The organism is Chitinophaga dinghuensis (assembly GCF_003259435.1).
GTDB classification, from domain to species: domain Bacteria; phylum Bacteroidota; class Bacteroidia; order Chitinophagales; family Chitinophagaceae; genus Chitinophaga; species Chitinophaga dinghuensis.
On record NZ_QLMA01000011.1, the window covers coordinates 88638 to 111455 of the forward strand.

The window sequence follows — 22818 nt, forward strand, 5'->3', positions numbered from 1 at the left end:
ATGGATAAAAAGGAAAAGTCCTCCGATTGTGGCCGGAGGACTTTTCAGCATTATCATCTTTGGGAGAGATACTGATTAGTTAGCAGGAGCTAAGTCAACAGTAGCAGACTCACCAGGAGTGTTTTGTTTGATGAAGCGGCCGCGATCGATACCTTGTTTATCAGCCAGGTAGTCGATAACTGCGTCAACACGACGGCTGCTCAGATCAACACCACCTTTTTTACCTTTAGCACCAGCGTGGCCGGTAACCAGAACGTTGCAAGATGGGTTAGCTTTCAGAGTAGATGCTACAGAAGACAGGATAGATTCCTGATCTTTAGAAACTTTAGTAGCAGCGCCTTTGAAGGAAACGCTAGGCAGAACCAGGCTAGAGCAAGTATTAGCTGGAGCTATATTCTTGCAGCACTCAGGATCTGGGCATTTACCAACACCGTCAGCGTCAACTGGCTGGCAGTAAGTAGGAGTGATCAGTTGTTTGTCTTTGTAATCAGGAACGCCGTCACCGTCAGTATCGCGGGAAACACCGTGAGAATCAACTGGTGCGCCTGCTGGAGTGTTAGGTTCGCGGTCGAACTGATCAGTTACACCGTCGCCATCAGCATCAGGTAAAACTGGAACTGGCAGTTTCATGTGACGTGGGTTAGACAGTTCGCTGTAAGCGTATTCCAGTGGGTTGATCCACCATAATGGCTGAACGCGTTTGTTCGGATTACCCAGGTTGAAGTTCAGACGAACGTTAGTGTAAGAGTAGAAATCTTTAGTAGAACCACCAGGGCCTGCATAACCATCCAGGTAAGCATCAAATGGCATGGTGATTTTTTCTTCAATACCGATGTTGAAGCGTTTAGTTACTTTGAACGCTACACCAGTACCCAGGTCCAGTGCGTGACGCAGGAGCTGGTTGTCATCGTGACGACCGATAGCAATACGGTTACCCTGTGCAGGAGCATTGGATTCGTATTTTTTATCCTGGATAGATCTGATCTGGTTGATGATGTCTTTACGTTTACCACCGAAGTTAACGCTGGAGTAGTCGTAACCGTTACCGTTACCATCCAGAGCGTCAACGTCTACGTCAGCCATTACGATAGAGTAACCAGCCAATACGTACCAGTTAGCTTTAGGTTCAGCTTTGTAGAACATGATGTTGCTCAGAGACATCAGCACGTCCAAAGACAGCTGATGGTTCGCTGATTTGTAGTTAGGAACGATCATACCGCCGTTCTTAGCTGCAGTAGGACCCCAAGGGTTAACCGCATCAGCAGTATAAGGAACCGGACGCAGTTTATAATCCTGACCGTAGTCGAATGAACCGGTGTATTCTGCTCTCAGTGAGAAGGTATGACCCAGAGATTTTCTGATAGAAACACCACCACCGAAACCTGGTCTTGGAGGAACAGTTCCGTCGATCAGGTGAAGACCGCCATGGAAACCAAGTTCCCACATATCCCTAGGTTTAGCAGGGAAATTGGAAGTGTGGTTCTGGAAGTTATTCTGTTGTACCATTCTCTTGCTAGGCACTTTGGAAGAATCCAAAGCATCATAGCCGGTTGGTTGAACCTGTGCAAAACCAGAAGACGCGGCTAATAAACTCACAGCGCCTGCCAGTAAAAAGTACTTTTTGCTTGCCATAATTGTTTTTTATTTAAAAACTGTTAAAAATTTACTAATAACCCGTTTTTTACCAAGCAAAGGTAAAAATCCTTTATCAATATACAAATTTTTCTTGCAATATTATTTTCATTGATAACTGCTTAAAAAGCAGTGCGTAATCGAAAGTATTTATATACCTTAAATCCACGTAAGTTAAAGTATTGCCATCCTCGTGTTAACAAAACCTTTAGCTGCTGTTAAAGGTTTGTTATACTCCTTATACAAATTAGAGGCCAAAATGTTAAAGTTTCACATTTTAAACCTAGCTTAGCAATCCTTTTGATTTAGGCCATGGATGATATTAAACACCTGATAGGTAAGGAATTACAAGATTTTGAGAGCAAATTCGCAGATTCAGTAAAAAGCAATATTCCGCTACTGGACCGCGTTATGCATTATATTGTTAAGCGAAAAGGGAAGCAAATGCGTCCCATGTTCGTGTTATTGTCAGCCAAACTTTTCAGAGATGATCTCCAGGAAAGTACCTACCGCGCTGCCGCATTTGTGGAATTACTCCATACTGCAACCCTCGTACACGATGATGTAGTAGACGATGCCAATGAACGAAGAGGCTTCTTCTCTATCAATGCACTATGGAAAAATAAAATCGCCGTACTGGTGGGCGACTATCTCCTATCCAAAGGCCTCTCCCTTTGCCTTAACCACAACGAATTCAGAACTTTGCAAATTATATCTGACACTGTTCAGGCCATGAGTGAAGGTGAACTGATCCAAATAGAGAAAACCAGGAAACTCAATATCAAAGAGGATATATACTTCGAAATCATCAAACGCAAAACCGCATCCCTGTTAGCCTCCGCCTGCTCCGCCGGCGCATGGAGCTCTACCAACGATGAAACAACAACTGAACAAATGAGGTTGTTCGGAGAAAAAGTAGGAATTGCATTCCAAATTAAAGATGATCTCTTCGATTATGGCTCCGCAAAAATCGGAAAACCAACAGGAATAGACATCCGGGAGAAAAAAATGACCCTCCCACTTATCTATACCCTCCAACATGCATCTCCGGAAGTTCGTCGCAGAATTATCTATATTGTAAAAAATCACAATACAGATAAGGACAAAGTAGAAGAAGTAATCGAAATGGTAAAAGCCTCCGGCGGTATTGAATATACCCGCCAGAAAATGTTCGAGTACAGGGATGAAGCCCTCGCAATCCTCCACCAATTCCCGGAAAGCGATATCAGAAAAGGCCTCGAAGCCATGGTCCGTTATACCACTGACCGCACCTACTAAAAGAATTTTCAAAAAATATAAAATAATAAATGTAAACTGCAATAAGCTCCTGATACCTACGCCGGATGCTACATAACGCTTAAAGAATCCTGAACTTATAATGCAAAAACGCTGGACAGTAAAAGCTTATCAACCAAATCAGGAACATCTGCTGCAATCATCCCTCCGCATACATCCATTGCTATGCCGACTGCTGGTGCAACGAAATGTTCATACCTACGAGGCTGCCCGGCTTTTTTTCAGACCCGTTCCAGGCGATCTTCACGATCCCTGGCTCATGAAAGATATGGACAAAGCCATCGCCAGAATAGAACTGGCCTTCTTTCGCCATGAAAAAATACTTATCTACGGCGATTATGATGTGGATGGCACTACAGCAGTAGCTACCGTATATGATTTCCTCCATCAGCTTTATGCAGATATAGAATATTATATCCCCCACCGCTATCGCGAAGGATATGGTATTTCCACACAAGGCATTGCCTACGCAAAAGAAAATGATTTCAGCCTCGTAATTGCACTCGACTGTGGTATTAAATCCGTTGATTTGATTACAGAGGCCAAGCAAGCAGGGATCGATTTTATCATTTGTGACCATCATCTCCCTGATGCTATCCTCCCTCCCGCAATCGCCATTCTGAATCCTAAGCAATACGATTGCCCTTACCCTTATAAGGAATTAAGCGGTTGCGGCATCGGATATAAACTCATCAGCGCCATTGCACTGAAAAGAGGACTTCCCGACAGCGCTCCCAATAAATACCTGGACCTCGTCGCCACCAGCATCGCTGCGGATATCGTTCCGATGACAGGCGAAAACAGAGTGCTGGCTTATCATGGATTGAAAAAAGTTAACGATAATCCACTCCCTGGTATAAAAGCATTGATCCAGCTAAGTGCGCAACCCGACAAGCTAACTATTGCCAACCTGGTATTTGTAATAGCCCCAAGGGTAAATGCGGCAGGACGTATGGATGACGCCCGCAAAGCGGTGAACCTATTCATAGAAAATGATCCTGAGAAAGCGAAAGCCATTGCTGAAGCGCTTCATGCAGATAATTTCGATCGTAAGGAAATCGATAATACCATCACCCAGGAAGCCATTTCATTAATTGAAAATGATGCCTCCATGGCCGCCAGGAAATCAACCGTACTTTTCCAGGCACACTGGCATAAAGGCGTAGTAGGAATCGTTGCGTCCCGACTCATCGATAAGTTTTATTACCGTCCTACCGTGATCCTTACGCAATCCAACGATATGGTGGCCGGTTCCGCCAGATCTGTGATGGGATTCAATGTATATGAAGCGGTGCACCAGTGCAGAGACCTGCTTGAGAATTATGGTGGCCATTTCTATGCAGCAGGTATGACGCTGAAACCTGAAAATGTAAAAGCATTCCAGGATAAATTTGAAGAAGTAGTGTCAAACACCATTTCCGCAGATATGCTGGTGCCTGAAATAGTGATAGACACTGAAATTATGTTCAGTGATATTACCCCTGCATTTTATAATATTCTCAAACAATTCGAACCTTTAGGCCCAGAGAATCTACGTCCGGTATTCCTGGCCAGAAACCTCCGGGATACAGGATATTCCAAACTTGTAAAAGAGGAGCATATTAAGTTCTCTGTGCGTCAGGGTAATGGCGGCCCAACCATGTCTGGTATAGGCTTCTATATGTCTGAGAAGTTTGAAATCATCAGTGGTAAGAAACCTTTTGATATGGTATTTACGCTGGATGAAAATGAGTGGAATGGGCAGACAACATTACAACTGAAAGTCATAGATATCCGATAAAACAAATGATATAAAATACATAAAGGCTCCGCTAGGAGCCTTTATGGTTTAGGGATAGAGCCCTTGCTTTAAAGGGCTCCGGATATTAGGTTCATGATATGGCAGGAAAAGACTTGTTGGTTATTTATGTTGACTCAATATCCAGGTATATAATTCCGGTGTTGCATAAGCTCTTGTCCATGCATCATGGCCTCCCGTCGGATATTCTGTGTATTTAATATTTCCACCAATAGCCTGCAGCGCTTTTACTGGCGCTCTTGACCCTTCTACGCTGACAGTTGGATCATCTGCACAATGGAATGCCCATATCGGCATCTTCTTAATTTTGGATACCTGATTAGGATCTCCTTTTCCGGAAATAGGCACTGCTGCTGCAAAATTGTTAGGATTCGCGCAGATCCAGTCCCATGTGGCCATTCCTCCCATACTCAGTCCTGTCAGAATCACCCTGTTGGAATCCACATGGTATTTGGCCAACACCTCTTTATACAAGGCCTGTAACGATTCCCCGTTCCACCAGTTGCGGGTACATTGCGGCGCAATCATTACAAATGGCTGTCCTTTAACCACTCTCGGTAAAGCCACATTCCTGAGCACATCCACATTGGTACCTATTTCTCCAATCCCATGCAGGAAAATGACCAACGGCCATCTGTAATCCTTTCTGGTATTATATCCGTCAGGGATATAGAGCAGATAATCGGTAATGTTACCACCACCATTTACTACTTTCTTTGCCGTCATACCTTCCGTTTGCGGATCAAAAACATCCTCCTTGGGCGGATTGGTTCCCGGTTTGTCAGGCGTAGACATTTCCTTTTTAGAGCAGGAAAACAATGCTGTTAACAGCACCAAGACATGGCATAAATTTTTAATTCTTCTTTTTTTCATATAACTCCTATAAATGAAAAAGGTCCCGGCAATTGCCGAGACCAGGTTTTACAATAATTTCCTGCGTTAAACGACCGCAGTGGGGTACGCAAATAAAGTACAATAACGCGACCTAAACTATTTTATTTCAGCACATAAAGCAGCATGTATTTTAATTTTTTATAAGTGAATAAAAAGACAAATATTTTTTTTGTTAGACGTCAGAATACTAGGCTACCAATGTTTAAAAATGAGTGGAATAATTTTTTTTAACGCCGCCATAAAAAAATAGAAAAGGCGCCGGAAAGGCGCCTTTTACTATGAATAAATATTCGTCTATATCAGATGATACCTGTAACAGATATTCATTTATGCTTCTTGTTCTTCTTTGGTCATCAGTTCCACGCTTCTGGAAACAAAAGCGGTGAGGTCTGCGCCCGTAAGCAGGTTCTGCGAGAGTAATGCCAGATCTGCCAGATTCTTGATTTGTTTCTGTTGAATCGAATTGTCTTTTTCGCGCAGAATTTGCAGGTAAACCGGGTGATTAGCGTTGATCGTCATGTTGATTTCATCTGGCATATTGGCGTACCAGTTCATTCCGCCGCCGCCCATGCTGGCCATATCTTTCATACGACGCATAAATTCAGGACGGGTAACGATAACAGGTTGAACGTCAGCAGTCAGTCCTTTCATATCTACTTTGATATTAGGTTGATTTACCTCTTTACCGAAGAGATCTTTCAGGGTTTGTTCCTGATCTTTAGAAAGCAGGGTATCTGCGTTTTCATCTTTATCAATCAGATTATTCGCAATATCAGCATCGACACGGGTAAACTGAACATTCTCCCATTTCATTTCGATATTGTTAATAAAGGCAGCGTCCACAAGGGTTTCCATCTTGATGATCTTAAACCCTTTCTTTTTGGCAGCCTGGATATAGCTATCCTGTTGAACAGGATTGGTAGCATACAGCACCACCAGTTTCCCTTCTTTATTGGTTTGCAGACCGGCAGCAGCAGTACGGTATTCTTCCTGCGTATAGAAAGTACCGCCATCTACATCTTCCAGCACCAGGAATTTATTGGCTTTATCCAGGAATTTATCGTCTGTCATCATGCCATACTTCACAAAGAGGCCAATGGATTCCCATTTTTCCTCAAAGCCTTTGCGGTCTGTCCGGAACATTTCATCCAGTTTATCCGCTACTTTCTTGGTGATATAGCCATTGATTTTCTTCACGTTTGGATCCCCCTGGAGGTAGCTACGGCTAACGTTCAGCGGAATATCCGGGCTATCGATTACCCCATGCAGCAGCATCAGGAATTCAGGAACGATATCTTTCACCTCATCGGTAACGTATACCTGGTTAGAGTACAGATTGATTTTATCTTTCTGTATTTCGTAGCTCTTCGTGATTTTAGGGAAGTAGAGAATACCGGTCAGGTTAAACGGATAATCTACATTCAGGTGAATCCAGAAGAGTGGCGCTTCTGCGAAAGGATATAATTCTTTATAGAAGTTCTGATAATCTTCTGTAGTGAGTTCGCTTGGTTTTTTTGTCCAGGCTGGAGAAGGGTTGTTGATTTGCTCCCCTTCAAATTTCACTGGGATAGGAAGGAATTTACAGAATTTGGTAAGGATAGAACGGATACGTCCTTCGTCGAGGAATTCTTCGCTCTCCTCATTTACATGCATTACGATTTCTGTACCGCGTTCCTCTTTTGTGGTTTCTTCCAGGGTATATTCAGGGCTGCCATCGCATTCCCAGCGAACGGCAGGAGCGCTTTCTTTCCAGGATTTGGTAAAGATTTCCACCTGGTTAGACACCATAAAGGAAGAATAGAAACCAAGTCCGAAGTGACCGATTATATTCGTACCATTTTCCTGGCCTTTATATTTTTTCAGGAACTCCTCTGCACCAGAGAAAGCAACCTGGTTAATGTATTTATCTACTTCTTCTGCGGACATACCCACACCATGATCCGCGATGGTGATCGTCTTTTTCTCTTTATCCAGGCGTACTTCAATATCGATATTACCCAGGTCTCCTTTAAATTCACCAACACTGGCGAGGGTTTTAAGTTTCTGGGTAGCATCCACGGCATTACTTACCAATTCACGGATAAAGATTTCGTGATCGGAATACAGGAATTTCTTAATGATCGGAAATATATTTTCCGTTTGTACACGTATAGCACCTTTTTGCATGGGTAAACTAATTTTTTATTTCGGAGGGAAGGAGTCAAAGGTTATGCCAGTGGTGGTGGGCTGACAAGTTGACTGCATTTTAGGTTTTGCTGCGCGTTGAATTGTTTTTGCCGAGCCGAAAATCACGCCTGCGGCGTGATTTTCGGCTCGGGTGTTTTTTTATGACCGGCCGCCCATTGGCGGCCGGTCATAAATGGAGTAGTTAGCAGTTTTCCTGACGGAGGCGCGGGTTCTCCACCACCAACGCACGGAAATTAAGCAGGTACCCTGCACAGCAGCTCCCAACGGAGCCCCTTGTTCCAAGCTACCAACGAACAGAAATGAAGAGATTCCCTGTCAAAGTTTTCGTTCCGCGCCGCCGGCGCGGAACGAAAACCCTTGTTTCAACCAGTGCCGAAGGCGCTGGTTGAAACAAGGGTTAAATATATAATCAATTAAATATCAATAATTTATGATCATTCGAAAGAATATTACAGAATAAACCCCATCAAACACGTGAAATTGGAATTAGTTCTTTATCTTTGCGGTCCAATTTTTTTTATTAAACCATACAAAAAACAGGGAATTATGAACTACGAATTGATGGTGATCTTTACCCCTGTGCTTTCTGAAGACGAATACAAAGCGGCTCAGAAAAAATTCGCTGATATCATTAAAGATAACGGCGGAAATGTAACGCACGAAAATCCCTGGGGATTAAGATCACTGGCGTACCCTATCCGGAAAAAGACTACAGGAATGTATCTGGTTCTGGAATATACTGCGCCAACCGACCTCAATGAGAAGCTGAAAATTCAGCTCAACCGCGATGAAAACGTATTGCGCCACATGGTAACTGCGCTTGATAAATACGCTGTAGCGTATAACAACCGTAAGAACTTTGGTGCTAATGCTGAATCTAAAACCACTGAAGCTTAAAATTATGGCAGTTAAACCGAAACAAGAAATCAAATACTTAACAGCCGTAAAAACTGAAAAACGTCAGAAGAAATACTGCCGTTTTAAGAAAATGGGCATCAAGTATGTAGATTACAAAGACGCGGAGTTTTTGAAGAAATTTCTGAACGATCAGGGCAAAATGCTGCCTCGCCGTATTACAGGTAACTCTCTGAAATTTCAGCGTAAAGTAGCCCAGGCTATTAAGAAAGCTCGTCAAATGGCTTTATTGCCTTATGTTACTGACCTTTTAAAGTAAGAAGTTATGCAAGTTATTTTAATACAAGACGTAGACAACCTGGGTCAGAAGAATGAACTGGTTAACGTAAAGAATGGTTACGCCAGGAACTTCCTGATCCCTCAGAAGTTTGCGGTAGAAGCTAGCCCTTCTAACCTGAAACAGCTGCAGGAGCGCCTGAAAGTACAGAAAGTGAAAGAAGAGAAACTGCTGGCGGAAATCGCTAAAGTAGTAGAAGTTCTGAAAGCTTCTCCTGTTAAGATCGGTGCTAAAACCGGTACTTCCGGTAAAATCTTCGGTAGCGTTACCGGTGTTCAGATTGCTCGCGCAATTAAAGAACAAAAAGGTTACGAAATCGATCGTCGCCGTATCCACATCCTCGATGATGTTAAAGAATTAGGCACTTACAAAGCACGCCTCGACTTCGGTAAAGGAAACGATACTGAAATGGAATTCGAAGTAGTTGCTGAGTAATATCCAAACTTACTTGGAAAAAGTAAAAACCCCACGCCTTAAAAGCGTGGGGTTTTTACTTTTATTACGTATTTTCATAGCAACTTACCGCCATAAGTATGCTCAAATATCTCTATGTACTCCTTCTGCCTGTCCTTATCACGGCTTGCAGCTCCAACAAAGGGAAATATAATGTTCCCCGCCTTAAAGCCCTTACCATCCAGGGAGAAAAAGCCCCCTGTATCACCTTCAGTTATGATGCCGCCGGCCGACTCACCACCATGACCAGGTTCAATAATCTGCAGGACTCCAACACCTACAAATTCGTCTACGATTCCTACCAACGCCTCAGCGGCATGATCTGTGAATCCAATGTCAATCATACCGTAAAAGTCACCAAAAAAGCAACCGTGACTGATTGGGATATCAACGGCAACATCCGGAAAATTGATTTCTTTGACCAGAACCAACAAGTAACCACCGCACAAGTCCTCTGGCAAGGAAATAAACCGCTCTCCCTCAAATATTCCAATGCCAGTCAGGCTACCAGCTGGAATTATATTGAAGGCAACCCGGACTGGAAGAATATCTTACATGATACCGCTTCTCCAGACAATAACACCACCTATTTCACGAAAGCCGTTTGCGAATGGGATATGTCTACCTATAATCCAATGGCACAAATGGCCAATCAATTATTACTGACAGACACCATTCCTCAAGCCCACCCTGCCTTCTTACTGCCTGATATTACCAGCCTCCTCCTTCATATCAGCACCAACAACCCTTCCCGGATAAAACTGGAAGATAAACAGGAGAACAATGCAGTCAAGGGCATTGCTAAACTATCCCGCTCGACGACCGTACAATATATGTACGCCTGTAACGGTCACGGCTATCCCAATAAGGCAAAAGTATACCTTCACGCGCAAGGATACACGCAGTTAGACACCGAAGCTAATACCACTGTTGATTATAGTTACGAATAGCTGATTCACAGCGATTTGTTAGCCGGAATTGCGCGAATTGTCGTAACTTATCTTGCATGCAAATCCAGAAGCATCTGCTACAAATGCCTGTCACCCTCGCATTGATTGCAATCAACTGCATTGTTTTCTTTGTGATGGTCTTCTCCGGACTAAATATCTGGTCCGGAAATCCCGACACGCTATTACATGCAGGTGGCAATTACTGGCCATATACCATCGATCTTCACCAATATTGGCGACTGCTCACCAGTATGTTTCTGCATGGAGGACTGTGGCACTTGTTTACCAATATGCTGGGCCTCTTCATGGCTGGTTTATTCCTGGAACCAGTTATCAGAGGACCGAGGATGTGCCTGGTTTATTTCTGCACAGGAATTATGTCCGATTTTGCCAGTATATGGTTTCACAAGGATACTTTGAGCGTCGGCGCTTCAGGTGGAATTTTCGGGATTTACGGCGCATTTCTGGCTCTTTTAACAACTACGGTATATCGTCCCACAATACGGAAACCATTACTTGCGTTTATCGCATTATTCGTAGGTCTCAACATCATCCTGGCCTTTTTCAGCGGAGGAATCGATAATATTGCTCATCTGACCGGATTTTGTATCGGCATCCTGTTAGGATATATCCTGTATTTCACATTATCCAATACAGCCGGGAACCAACTTCCCGACGAAACGAAATGACCATATCATAATTACTTACATTTGTAGATCAGAAATTTTCAAATGAATATGTACAAAAACCTGTTTTACCTGATGACCGTAGCTGTCCTGTTATGGAGCTGCGGACAACAGAAAGGCAACAAGTCGGGCGAAAAAGATTCCTCCGGCGTTGTAATGGCAGATGTGCCAGCTACTTCTGAAACACCTGTCGATACCATTTCCCTGGCCAACAAAACCTTCTTCGTATACACTATCGATTCCGCTGTATTCGAAAAATTTAAATTGCCAACACAAGACACCAGCGAAGCCCAGGCACTTGCAAAAGATACCACCGTTAAACGCAATGGTAGCAGCCTGCTGTTCAAACTGCAAAATGGGAAAACACTCACGCTCACTGATAACGACAACGACACAGCAGCCACCTTCGGCCACTATCTGTACGTTGCCAATTATCCGGAAATCAACAAAAAAGGCGTTATCGTCTACTATTACGAATCACAGGATTTCCTCCTGGTAGATAACCATAATGGCGATACCCTGCATATCTGGACAGAACCTATCTTCTCTCCGGATAAAAAACATTTCCTCTGCGCCTCCATGGACCTCGTTGCGGCATTCCTTCCCAACGGATTCCAACTCTATGATATTGAGAAAGACAAGATTAAATACGTAGGAGAAGCCAACCTGGAAACCTGGGGACCTACCCAAACAAAATGGGTAGATCCAAAGACAATTCTCTGCCAATATATTTCCATCGATGAAGAAGGAAATACACAGTCGAAATATGTAAAATTGGTGATGCAATAGTGGACAGACTGTCGCTTTTTTTTGTAACTTATAAGGAATTTAGATAGACTCAATCTTAATCCCACGTCACATGAAAAAGCTGGCCATCCCTGCATTACTGCTCTTTTGCTTCAGTTTTATCCTGTTGTGCGTTCATGCACAAAATCCAACCATGAATGTAGAAGGCACCGCCTCCTCCATTGTCAGCAAACTGGATAAATCACTGATACTTACAGAACAACAAAAACCAAGGTTACTCAGTATTGTCACCAATTACCTTCAGCAGAAAGTAAACATGCAATCACTGCAACGTACCAACGAAAAAGCATACAAGACAAAATTAAACAGCATGCAAAATGGTATGCTCGCCAAACTTAAACCACTGCTCAATCTCACGCAGTATACCGAGTTCATGCATCTGAAACCACCATCAGAAGACGCTACCAACGTGCTGACACAACTATACTATTAGAATTCATTTTAAATACCTATTTTGGGATTTATCCATAAACGCTTCACTTCTTACAAGTGAAGCGTTTTTTTAAACAGTGAACATCTATTTGCAATGAAACTGCTCAAAGACAACCGTACTTTGCTGCTGGCCGCATTCCTGCTCCCAGTATCCATCGCAAAGGCACAACAAATTCCAGACTCCGCCAGTTTCGCACAGGCGGTGAAAAACATTCCGGCCATCAGTTATGCTCCCGGACAAACCAAAATTACCATTCCCGTTCCTCCTAAAGGTTATGAACTCCTGCTGAAAGGAACCGACAGGCACCCTGTGATCGATCCACAGGGAAATATACATCAGCCACTGACAGATGCTCCGGTAAACCTCTATTTCATACTGAAACGTCAGCAAGATGGCGCAGAAATGGACGCCCCCATGCAACTGATAATCCCTGGCAAATACGGCGCTCCCGATAATACCGCACCTTTTGTTATTCCCGCATTACGCGAATGGCATGGCGCTAACGGCAGATTTAAAGTATCTCCGAATACAAAAGTGGTATTCAGCCCCGCTGATAAAGCTATCCTGGAACCGGTAGCTGCGCGGCTGGCGGCCGACTTAAACCTCGTGATACCCAAAGCCGGTATCAAGAGCATCGCCGGGAAACCTTCGAAAGGCGACATCTTCCTAAACATCAGTAAAGCGGATACCAGCTTAGGAAATGAAGGTTATCGTATAGACATTAACGATATCACCAACATCTCTGCGCCCCAAAAACAAGGCGCATTCTGGGCCACCCGCACCATACTTCAAATACTTGAACAGGACTCCTCACATTCCTATTTACCAAAAGGAATCACCCGGGATTATCCTAAATATGAGGTGCGGAGTTTTGTACTGGACGATGGCAGGAAATTCTTTACCATGGAGTTTCTGCGGAACTACGTGCAGTTCATGTCTTACTACAAAATGAACGATTTTCATATTCACCTGAATGATAACGGCTTCGCCAAATTCTTCGGAGATAACTGGGATAGCACCTACTCCGCTTTCCGGCTGGAAAATGATACCTATCCCGGATTAACCGCCAAAGATGGCTCCTACTCTAAGAAAGAATTTATGGCATTGCAGGATATGGCCGACAGCTTTGGCGTTCGGATCATTCCTGAAATAGATGTGCCTGCCCACTCGCTGGCCCTCAGCAAAGCCAATCCGGAAGTAGCCAGCGCCAAATATGGCCGCGATCACCTGAACCTTGATCCTGCCTCCTGGACCATGGTGGATAATATCTTTAAAGAGTACCTGGAAGGCCCTAATCCGGTCTTTAAAGGCGCAGAAGTACATATAGGCACAGATGAGTATGATAAACATGAAGCAGAGAAATTCAGGGCTTTTACGGATCATTTAATCAGATTCGTGGAAGGCTATGGGAAAAAAGTGCGCATGTGGGGCTCTCTGACACATGCTCAAGGTAAAACGCCGGTGAAATCTGAAGGCATTACCATGAATGCCTGGTACAATGGCTACGCAGAACCAAAGGAAATGATCAAACTTGGCTACGACCTGATCAGCACCCCGGATGGCTGGTTATATATCGTTCCTGCCGCAGGTTATTATTACGACTATCTTAACATCAAAAAATTATACAACACCTGGGAGCCTAATGTGATCGGTGCAGTGGTGTTTCCAATGGGACATCCAAAAATCAAAGGCGGCGCATTTGCCGTTTGGAACGATCATCCGGGCAATGGCATCACGGCTGATGATGTGCACGACCGCGCATTCCCAGCCATGCAGGTGCTCGCAGAAAAAATGTGGAACGGCCATACCAATGCCAGCAACTTCGACACTTACAGTAAAAACAGTCAACGCCTCAGCGAAGGACCAGGACTTAACCTCCAACACAAATTATACAGTAAGGATTCCATATTATACCATTTATCATTTGGAAAAAACAAGCCATCCGGCAAGCTGAAGAACGCGGCTATTGGGCAAAATCTTCGTTTGAACGGAGGTCAAAGTTATTTCCAAACGCCGGTTACAGCTATCGGTTACGGATACACGATCAGCTTCGATATTAAGCCGGATGCAGGCAATAAGAACAATGCAGTTATTTTTTCTTCGCCATATGCACAAGTAAAATTATTGCAGCAAAGTACTGGCAAACTCGGCTTCTCCAGGGAAGGTTACCATTACAATTTCAATTATGCCATTCCTGCCAATACCTGGACCCATGTTGAGATTTCCGGCACTAACAAAGGTACTTCTCTTTTTGTCAATGGTCAGCTCATTGAGCGCCTGGAGGGACAGTTCATCACATTCCCGAATACGAAAGACAAGAATGCAAAAATACAGACGCTCGTCTTCCCATTGCAATATATTGGCGACAATAGTCAGGCATTCTCTGGTGAAATCAATAATATCCGCGTATTGAATTACGCTAAATAAAAAAATCCCCACTCCGGAGATCTACCGGGGTGGGGATTTTTACTCATTTTATATCAAGCCTTTACTTTGCCGGTATCATAATCAGTAGCATATGCTTTGAAATCTTTTGTTACCTGCAACGCATAGGAAGAAGCATATTCAAATACTGTATCCTTCCATTTTGAAGCCTGGACAGCAAAATCAATTAGCTCATCAGCAATCGCTGATCCCTGGCGACCTCCGGAGCGCAAACAATCCCAGGCGCATATCTGTCCCATAGAAGAAAGAATCTCTTCCAGTTTTCTCGTTTTCCCGTTGAACGATTGAAAATTAATTTTATCCGCAGAAGGTTGCAGTACTTTCAGGATATAATGTTTACCATCCACTTCCACCTGATGCAGTAATGCAGGCGATGCCGCCTGAAACCGTTTCTGTACTTCTGTTACACGGGATGCGTCGTCAGACCATTCCGGCTGCGCAAAAGAATGATAATCTAATATGCAGGAAGGCAGCGCCAACTTGAGATCCAGGAGAAAGTAGTCGCCAGGTGCATCCGGATGCGTGACCAGTAACACATATCTCGTTCCGCCCAAACTACCGGTACCGGCTATACGATAAGCCAGATCCATAATCACATAGCCTTTGGTTTGCGGATGTTGAGACAACCAAGCTTGTACTTGTTCTCTAATCGCTGTCCTCGATTCCTTAGGCGCCTTTAAAGTTTTAATTTTATCGATCAGCAGGCGAGGTTTACCATCACGCATTTCCATGCGTTTCATGATAAATGGTTTGTGTTTTCTATTTCGTACGGTATCCAGGAAAAGCTTGATAGTACCTGTAGCGGCTTGCTTTTCCAGGGAACGGATATATCCGGAAGCCAGCGTATTGGCATAAGCATCCAGGAAAGTATCAAAGAGTTGCTTAGCACCCTTTTTATTGATCCCTAATACATCAGAGGCCAGCAGCACACTGCAAAGGAGCCGCGTAGGATCTACCAGGCACGGGGCCAGTACCGATTCATCAAAATCATTGATATCAAAGTATGGAATGTGATTATCCGCTTTGTAACTACCAAAATTTTCCAGATGGAGATCACCGCAAACCCAGGTGAGTGGCGACTTTAAAAGAGGACTTCTGGCAGGAAGATCTTCGTAAAAGAGATGACAGGTGCCGCGAAAAAATCGAAAGGGGTTTTCCCGCATAGCAGCATATTTCATATTCAGCAACTCAGGTATACGCCCCTGGTTGAACGTCATTACTCTTGAGGTTACACTATGCATATTCGGTATCTTTATACGCACCATTCAGCGCCATATAAAGATACCGAATTTTATTGTGGATCAGACAATGATCTGTCGATCTCTCGCTATTACTTTCCAATTAGCTATCACATCATGGCTTTCTGCCACATATGCCTTTTCATAGAGTGCGACTGTAGGGCAAATATGTAATGGTACGCCATAACCGAGCGTACCCACCGGATATTTAGTCGCATCCTCTACTTCCATCACCAGATGCTCTTCACTTTGCGAAATGATTTTACCAGGAATATTCAGGAATTCTACCCGTGGCTGCGGACTCTCAGCAGCAACGGATTTGTGTCCTAAATCAAGACAGATATGCTGCGCATCCAGCACAGATATCACCCTGCTCAACACCAATGCAGCATATTGAAATGGCTGCTCCGGCAGATTACGGGCATATCCAAAATCCCAGAATACAAAAGTACCCGGACTACACTCAATGTCTTTACGCTGAGCATGAACAGGAAAAGTGGGAGAACCGCCGGCAACAATCACAGGCGCTTTCAATCCTGCCGCCACAATAGCCACCTGTAGCCGTTCTACAGGGGCATATGCCTCATCGCAACGCTGGGTACGTATATACATATCCGTATCATGCAGATGGCCGTCGTAGGCATGTAATCCTACCGGAATAATACCTGGTAAGGCATGCAGATATTCGTATAGTTCCAGCGCTTTTTCCGGACGTATACCCGTGCGATTCATACCTACATTCAAATCCACATACACCGGCAATTTCCTGCCGATGGAAGCAAATAAATGACTGAGTTGATTAGCCGCCTCAACATTATCAACCAGGCAGGAGAACACAGTAGTATGATACTTCTGCACCAGCTCCAGCAAGCGTACAGCTTTAGGGCCCACTGGTTGATAAGCCATGAGTACATCTTTTGCGCCTGCAATTCCCAGCATCTCCGCCTCTGCAATGGTGGCGCATTTGAATTTATCGATATGCGCATCCCGCATGAGCTGCACTACTTCCGTAATCTTATTTGTTTTTACGTGTGGGCGTAACCGTTGTACATCATCGATCATCCCTTTTAACAGACGTATATTATCTATAATTCTGTCTTTATACACTACGATGGCAGGCGAGTCTACCTGTGCTGCATTTCTTAATTCGTACCAATGCATGTTCTCGGATTTTCAGTTGATTGTTTATACGAAGAGGCTCAGCACCAAAGTGCCTGCCAGTCCTGTTATGGACACAATAGTTTCCATTACCGACCACGTTTTGATCGTATCTTTCACAGACAAGTTAAAGTATTCTTTGAACATCCAGAAACCGGCATCGTTCACATGGGAAAACATCAGGCTGCCTGCCCCGGTAGCGAGCACCATCAGATTAGGATTCACGCCTGAAGCGGGGATCATCGGCGCAACAATGGCCGCAGTAGTAAGTCCCGCTACTGTAGCGGACCCTATGCAGACCCTGATAATAGCCGCAATGCCCCAGGCCAGTACCAGCGGATGTAAATGCAGCTGTTGTAAAGAATCAGCGATGTAGATACTCACCTTACTATCATGCAACAACTGTGTCAATGCGCCAGAACCGCCTATAATCAATATGATCACGGCTACATCTTTCACTGCCTCATCCATAATGCTTAATATTCTTTTCGCGGGCATTTTACGGCGGTATCCAAGGAGATATGTGCCATTCAATACCGCCAGCAGCATTACTATCAGCGGTTCTCCTAACCAGCTCGCTATTTGGTATCTGGTACTTCCTTCCGGCATCCGAAGTTTCACCAACGCGGTAACCGCCAGTAGCAATACCGGTAACATAGCTGCAAGGATGCTGGCTAACATACCTGGGATCTCATTTTCAGGCAGTTCTTTCGCCTCAAACATCCTGGAAGGAGCATTGGTATAGTTTTTCAGCAAACGGGTAAAAACCGGCCCTGCAAGAATAATAGCAGGTACAGCCAACAGTATACCATATAGCAAAGTCAGTCCCATACTGGCATGGAAATATTCAACCAGTGCAGAGGGAGAAGGATGAGGAGGTAGATAGCCGTGTGTAACGGAGAGCGCAGCGAGCATAGGGATACCCAGGTAGACAGCCGGTAATCCTGTTCGCGCTGCCACCATAAAGATAAGTGGCACCATCAGTACAAATCCGATGTTATAGAAAAGGGGAATCCCCACTACAAAACCGGTTATCATCAGCGACCACTGTACATACTTAGGACCCAGGAGTTGCATTAATCCACCCGTTATTCTTTGGCCTGCCCCACTTTCCGCCACCAGCTTTCCTAACATGCTGCCAAAAACGATGACTACAATCAGAGAGCCTAGTGTCTTCCCGATACCTGTCTGGATAGACTGGATTACATCCGGCATTTTCATTTGCAGGGACAATCCCATTAGCAGGGAAACAATCAGGAAAGAGAGGAAGGTATTCAGCTTGCACCAGGTAACTAATATTACCAGCAGCAGAATAGCAGCAATAACAATGAGTAATGGCATACTTGCTCATTTTTTAGGTAATGAACAAGATATAAAAAAACGGATGTAAAGTAAAGCTGGTTATTCGTAACGCAGCGCAATGATTGGATCTAGTTTGGAAGCCTTAAAAGCCGGGTAAAGACCGGAGATAAGTCCCACCAGCGCGCAAATGCTCACGCCTATGAAGATCCAGAACCAAGGAATATAGAAAGGAGAACTGAGAAGAATGGACATAATATTGCCCAGCAGCATACCCGCTATTACCCCTATCAGGCCTCCCATCACGCTGATGATAATGGCTTCATAAAGGAATTGTTTGCGGATAACATTACTGGTGGCGCCGAGCGCTTTGGTAACGCCGATTTCGCGGGTACGTTCTGCCACAGATACCAACATGATGTTCATCAGGCCGATCGCAGAGCCAAAGAGGGTGATAAAGGCGATAGCTACGGCAAACAGGTTCACCTGGCTCAGACTTTTAAAGAGCATTTCTGCTATGCTGTCGCTCTTACTGATCACGAAGTTATCTTCTTCATTCACTGCCAGTCCGCGTACAATACGGAAAAGCCCTGTAGCTTCTCCTTGTGCGGGTTCCATATGATTCACATCTTTTACGGCAATACCGATCTGGTAGGAAATATTGGGTCTGTTGAAGATTCTTCGTGTATTGTTGACCGTAGTAATGACCACATTATCTGCGCTCATCAGGCTACTACTACCTTTTGAAGCAAGCACACCGATCACTCTGTAACGCACGTCCCCTACTCTGATGGTGTTGTTTACCACGTTCTTCATTTTCTTGCCAAACAGTTTTTCGGCAACATCCTTTCCTAAAATTGCGACATTTCTACCAGAGGAAACATCCAGGGAGTTAAAGTTTCGTCCCTGGGCAATTTCATAATTGGATATGAGGAGATAATTCTCATCGCCTCCCAACACGGTCACATTGGGGTTGGTTTTCTTATCATCCTTATAAACAGTGGCTATCCCGGAGGCTCTGACATTGATGCTTACATCAGCAGGGAAATGGAATCTTTCCTTGAAAGCCATGGCATCCTGGTAGGAAATCACCTTATTACTGTTCGATTTCTTTACTTTTTTGATGTTTTTGTTCCCTTTTGAGGCTTTATCTCCCCCATCATCCCCAATACGCACTTGTATATCCCTGTTCCTGATACTGAAGCTATTGGCGCCCATCATAGCAAAGCTGCTATAAATGCTGCTTTTCATACTATCAATAGCGGTGAGAATACCTACCAGAACGGTGATACCTAAAGCGATAATTGCTACAGTAAGCCCGGTACGTAGTTTATTACCGGTAACGGAACGATATGCCAGTGAAAATATATCTCGGGATTGCATAATTACGGGTTAATAGTAAAGTTAATATAATAATACATTCGAAACTCGCTTATTTGGGATGAATGGTTCCTTAAAAGCAAGAGGGCCCGCGCAGGTAGCGCGGGCCCTCATCTTATATCGTATTACTATGTGTTTAGAGGCAACCTATCAACACGTGCGGGAAGATACCCAGCGCCAGGACGATGATTACTGTCAGGATCAGACCAGCTTTAAAACCGCTGGAAACTGGCTCCAGTACAGGGCTACCCTGTTTGAAGTACATAGCGATAATCACTTTGAAGTAGTAGTAAACGCTGATAGCAGCACACAGCACCGCCAGAATTACCAACCAGAGGAGGTGTCCTTGCTGGATGGCTGCCGCCAGTACGAAGTATTTCGCGAAGAAACCTGCCGTAACTGGGATACCTGCCAGAGAGAACAGGAAAACGGTTACTGCAAAAGCCAGCAGCGGCTCTTTCTTAGCCAGGCCATTGAAGCCTTCGAAGGTATAGTCGTGCATCCGCATCAGTACTGCAAAAACGCCGATGGTAGCTACGCTGTAAGCGGCTGCATACAGGATAATACCTTGAGCGGCAGTCTGATTCATGGCGATTACCGCAAACAGCATGAAACCTGCTTGCGCAATACTGGAGTAAGCCAGCATACGTTTTACGCTCTGCTGGAATACTGCGGTAAAGTTACCGAGTACCAAAGTCAGTGCAGTGATGATGGAAAGAATCAGCATCCAGTGCTGACTAATCGTACCGCCACTAAAACCTACATGGAACAATCTTACAAAAGCGATGAAACCACCTGCTTTTACAACAGTAGCCATGAAAGAGGTGAATACGGTTGGAGAGCCGTCATATACGTCTGGAGTCCAGAAGTGGAATGGCGCTGCCGATACTTTGAAAGACAGTGCAAAAGCCACCAGGATGATACCACATAATGCGAGTGGAGAAACGTTGTCAGCTCCCAGTCCGAGGGCGCTGATTTCGAAAGTACCTGCAGAACCGTAGATCAGGGTAATACCCATCAGGAGTACGCCGGTAGAGAAACAGCCCATCAGGAAATATTTCAGGGCAGCTTCATTGCTTTTCTGATTCTTTTTATCGCTACCTGCCAGGATATACTGTGGAATGGACATAATCTCGATGGCAAGGAACAACATCAACAGATTGTTGAAAGTAGCTGCCAGGGAGATACCAGCCAAAATGAAGAATATCAGCGCAAAATAATCTCCGACATGTTCTCCTACTTTTTCAAAATCACTACCCGACAGCAGGAAATATAGCAATGTAGCCCCCAATGCTACTGCATTGAAGATCACACTGAATTTAGACACTTCAATCATGCCAAACATAATATAGCTGCCCAGCTCAACAGAAGGATACTGTACGAGGTTGGCTATAAAAGCTATAATAATGGCCGCTATGGCAAAAAATTTAATGGTCTGCTTATTTCGTGCAAATAAACCAACAAACATCAGTACAACGCCCGATAAAGCAGTAGAAATTAGTGCATTCATATTTTTGCGTTACAAAACCCCGTTTAAAATTTAAGAACCGCTGCTGTTGTGCTGCTAACCAGATCCAGGATTGGTTTTGGATAAACACCCAGGATCAGGATGATAGCAACCACCACGCTCAGCGCCAGTGTTTCACCAGGCTGCAGGTCAGTAGTAGTTTCTGTTAATGCATTCGTATTGCCGAAAATTACTTTCTGAATCATATTCAGCGTATATACTGCTGCCAGTATGATACCCAGTCCGGCAATAGCCATAAACCAGTGATTATAGTGGAAAAGTCCGCTAAACATCAGGAACTCACCCACAAAACCGTTGGTCAGTGGCAGGCCGATATTGGCAAGACTGATAATTACCAGGAAGATAGCCATACGAGGAGCCTTCTGCGCGATACCGCCCAGATCGTCCATATTCTTCACTTTCAGACGTTGTTGGATAATTTCAACGATTATCCACAATCCGATAATGTTAATACCGTGGTTGAACATTTGCAGCAACGCACCTTGCATACCCTGCTCCGTTTTGGAGAAGATAGCGGCACTCATCAAACCGATGTGCGCAATGGAAGAATAAGCAATCAGTCGTTTCAGATCACTCTGTACCATTGCGATGCAGGAAGCATAGATGATACCGATGATAGATAATACGATGGCGACGTCTGTCCACATGCTGGCGCCTTCTGGCAATACCGGGAGCAACCAGCGGATCAGACCAAACAGACCCATTTTCACCATAACACCGGAAAGGATCATGGTTACAGGAGTCGGAGATTGTTCGTAAGTATCTGGCTGCCAGGTATGGAAAGGAAAGATCGGCATTTTGATGGCGAATGCAACAAAGAACAGCCAGAAGAGCCAGTTTTGTTGATCAGCGCCAAGATGCAGCGTAGTGAAGCTTTCCCAGCTGAAGGAATGATCCGGAGTCTGAGAATACAGGTAGATAATACCTACCAGCATCAGCAGTGAACCCAGGAATGTATAAACGAAGAACTTAAAGGTAACGGCTATACGTTTTTCACCTCCCCAGAGTGAGCAGAGGAAGTAAACAGGAATCAGTGCCAGTTCCCAGAAGATGTAGAACTGCAGGGCGTCGAACGCGGTGAATACGCCGGTCAGACCCGCCTGCGATAACAACATCAATCCGTAGAAACTACTGGAAGATTCGTATTCGCGGTTGTTAATGTTGATGAAAACAAGCAGAAAAGCAATGGCTGTAAGTAAACACAGCATCATGCCCATTCCATCTAACCCTACTTTGAATTGACTGCCCAGCTGAGGAATCCAGTTGGCTGCAAAGCTCAAATCTGCTGGTGCAGTACCGAGGCGGCACCATGCGCCGATTGCTGTTGCCACCGTTGCCAGGGATGCTACCATCGCCAGCTTTTTAGGCCCGGACCCCTTCAGGCCAAATGCGATAAGGCCCGCTATGAAAGGAATCAATATTAATAAAACTGTCAACATAAT

Annotated in this window: 19 protein-coding genes; 10 read left to right on the forward strand and 9 right to left on the reverse strand. The window is 44.5% G+C overall.

The features are described 5' to 3' along the window. Nucleotides 1-75: 75 nt before the first annotated feature. The gene (locus CLV59_RS26825; protein WP_111595190.1) at nucleotides 76-1632 is read right to left on the reverse strand and encodes an OmpA family protein; all 1557 of its coding nucleotides are present in this window, start codon (nucleotides 1630-1632) and stop codon (nucleotides 76-78) included. Between the two features lie 312 nt (nucleotides 1633-1944). Here CLV59_RS26825 and CLV59_RS26830 point away from each other — a divergent pair, with 312 nt between their 5' ends. Both CLV59_RS26830 and recJ read left to right on the forward strand, forming a co-directional pair. Then, nucleotides 1945-2910: a polyprenyl synthetase family protein gene (locus CLV59_RS26830; RefSeq protein WP_111595191.1), complete on the forward strand. Its 966-nt coding sequence runs from the start codon at nucleotides 1945-1947 to the stop codon at nucleotides 2908-2910. A 100-nt stretch (nucleotides 2911-3010) separates the two neighbouring features. Then, the gene (gene recJ, locus CLV59_RS26835) at nucleotides 3011-4708 is read left to right on the forward strand and encodes a single-stranded-DNA-specific exonuclease RecJ (RefSeq protein WP_111595192.1); all 1698 of its coding nucleotides are present in this window, start codon (nucleotides 3011-3013) and stop codon (nucleotides 4706-4708) included. A gap of 120 nt (nucleotides 4709-4828) precedes the next feature. On the opposite strand, the gene CLV59_RS26840 is transcribed toward recJ, so the two are convergent. Then, entirely contained in the window at nucleotides 4829-5599 is a 771-nt protein-coding gene (locus CLV59_RS26840; protein WP_111595193.1) for a carboxylesterase family protein, read from the reverse strand. Nucleotides 5600-5947: 348 nt separating this feature from the next. Next, nucleotides 5948-7786, reverse strand: a complete 1839-nt coding sequence (gene htpG / locus CLV59_RS26845) for a molecular chaperone HtpG (protein ID WP_111595194.1) — start codon at nucleotides 7784-7786, stop codon at nucleotides 5948-5950. 567 nt (nucleotides 7787-8353) lie between these two features. Here htpG and rpsF point away from each other — a divergent pair. From rpsF to CLV59_RS26885, 8 genes are all read left to right on the forward strand, one after another. Then, nucleotides 8354-8704: a 30S ribosomal protein S6 gene (gene rpsF / locus CLV59_RS26850; RefSeq protein WP_245950963.1), complete on the forward strand. Its 351-nt coding sequence runs from the start codon at nucleotides 8354-8356 to the stop codon at nucleotides 8702-8704. Nucleotides 8705-8708: 4 nt separating this feature from the next. Further along, on the forward strand, nucleotides 8709-8981 hold the full coding sequence (gene rpsR, locus CLV59_RS26855) for a 30S ribosomal protein S18 (protein ID WP_073077706.1): 273 nt from the start codon (nucleotides 8709-8711) through the stop codon (nucleotides 8979-8981). A 6-nt stretch (nucleotides 8982-8987) separates the two neighbouring features. Beyond that, the gene (rplI, locus tag CLV59_RS26860) at nucleotides 8988-9434 is read left to right on the forward strand and encodes a 50S ribosomal protein L9 (protein WP_111595195.1); all 447 of its coding nucleotides are present in this window, start codon (nucleotides 8988-8990) and stop codon (nucleotides 9432-9434) included. A 98-nt stretch (nucleotides 9435-9532) separates the two neighbouring features. Then, nucleotides 9533-10402, forward strand: coding sequence for a hypothetical protein (locus CLV59_RS26865; RefSeq protein WP_111595196.1), 870 nt, complete (start codon nucleotides 9533-9535; stop codon nucleotides 10400-10402). Between the two features lie 56 nt (nucleotides 10403-10458). Beyond that, on the forward strand, nucleotides 10459-11091 hold the full coding sequence (locus CLV59_RS26870) for a rhomboid family intramembrane serine protease (protein WP_111595197.1): 633 nt from the start codon (nucleotides 10459-10461) through the stop codon (nucleotides 11089-11091). Between the two features lie 48 nt (nucleotides 11092-11139). Beyond that, complete coding sequence (locus CLV59_RS26875; protein ID WP_111595198.1) at nucleotides 11140-11877, forward strand: hypothetical protein; 738 nt, start codon at nucleotides 11140-11142, stop codon at nucleotides 11875-11877. A gap of 70 nt (nucleotides 11878-11947) precedes the next feature. After that, complete coding sequence (locus CLV59_RS26880; RefSeq protein WP_111595199.1) at nucleotides 11948-12328, forward strand: hypothetical protein; 381 nt, start codon at nucleotides 11948-11950, stop codon at nucleotides 12326-12328. Nucleotides 12329-12421: 93 nt separating this feature from the next. Continuing rightward, nucleotides 12422-14755: a family 20 glycosylhydrolase gene (locus tag CLV59_RS26885; RefSeq protein WP_211324034.1), complete on the forward strand. Its 2334-nt coding sequence runs from the start codon at nucleotides 12422-12424 to the stop codon at nucleotides 14753-14755. 53 nt (nucleotides 14756-14808) lie between these two features. On the opposite strand, the gene CLV59_RS26890 is transcribed toward CLV59_RS26885, so the two are convergent. The 6 genes from CLV59_RS26890 to CLV59_RS26915 all read right to left on the reverse strand — a co-directional run bounded on the left by CLV59_RS26890 (nucleotide 14809) and on the right by CLV59_RS26915 (nucleotide 22815). Then, nucleotides 14809-16014 (reverse strand): DUF2252 domain-containing protein, encoded by a 1206-nt coding sequence (locus CLV59_RS26890; protein ID WP_170137938.1) that lies wholly within the window; start codon nucleotides 16012-16014, stop codon nucleotides 14809-14811. 60 nt (nucleotides 16015-16074) lie between these two features. Beyond that, nucleotides 16075-17172 carry a D-TA family PLP-dependent enzyme gene (locus tag CLV59_RS26895; RefSeq protein WP_111595201.1) on the reverse strand — a complete coding sequence of 366 codons (1098 nt, stop codon included), beginning with the start codon at nucleotides 17170-17172 and terminating at the stop codon, nucleotides 16075-16077. 24 nt (nucleotides 17173-17196) lie between these two features. Continuing rightward, nucleotides 17197-18510 carry a gluconate:H+ symporter gene (locus tag CLV59_RS26900; RefSeq protein ID WP_111595202.1) on the reverse strand — a complete coding sequence of 438 codons (1314 nt, stop codon included), beginning with the start codon at nucleotides 18508-18510 and terminating at the stop codon, nucleotides 17197-17199. A 60-nt stretch (nucleotides 18511-18570) separates the two neighbouring features. Continuing rightward, nucleotides 18571-19851 (reverse strand): ABC transporter permease, encoded by a 1281-nt coding sequence (locus CLV59_RS26905; RefSeq protein WP_111595203.1) that lies wholly within the window; start codon nucleotides 19849-19851, stop codon nucleotides 18571-18573. Between the two features lie 133 nt (nucleotides 19852-19984). Beyond that, nucleotides 19985-21358, reverse strand: coding sequence for an NADH-quinone oxidoreductase subunit N (locus tag CLV59_RS26910; RefSeq protein WP_111595204.1), 1374 nt, complete (start codon nucleotides 21356-21358; stop codon nucleotides 19985-19987). 23 nt (nucleotides 21359-21381) lie between these two features. Beyond that, on the reverse strand, nucleotides 21382-22815 hold the full coding sequence (locus CLV59_RS26915; RefSeq protein WP_111595205.1) for a complex I subunit 4 family protein: 1434 nt from the start codon (nucleotides 22813-22815) through the stop codon (nucleotides 21382-21384). Between the last annotated feature and the right edge of the window lie 3 nt (nucleotides 22816-22818).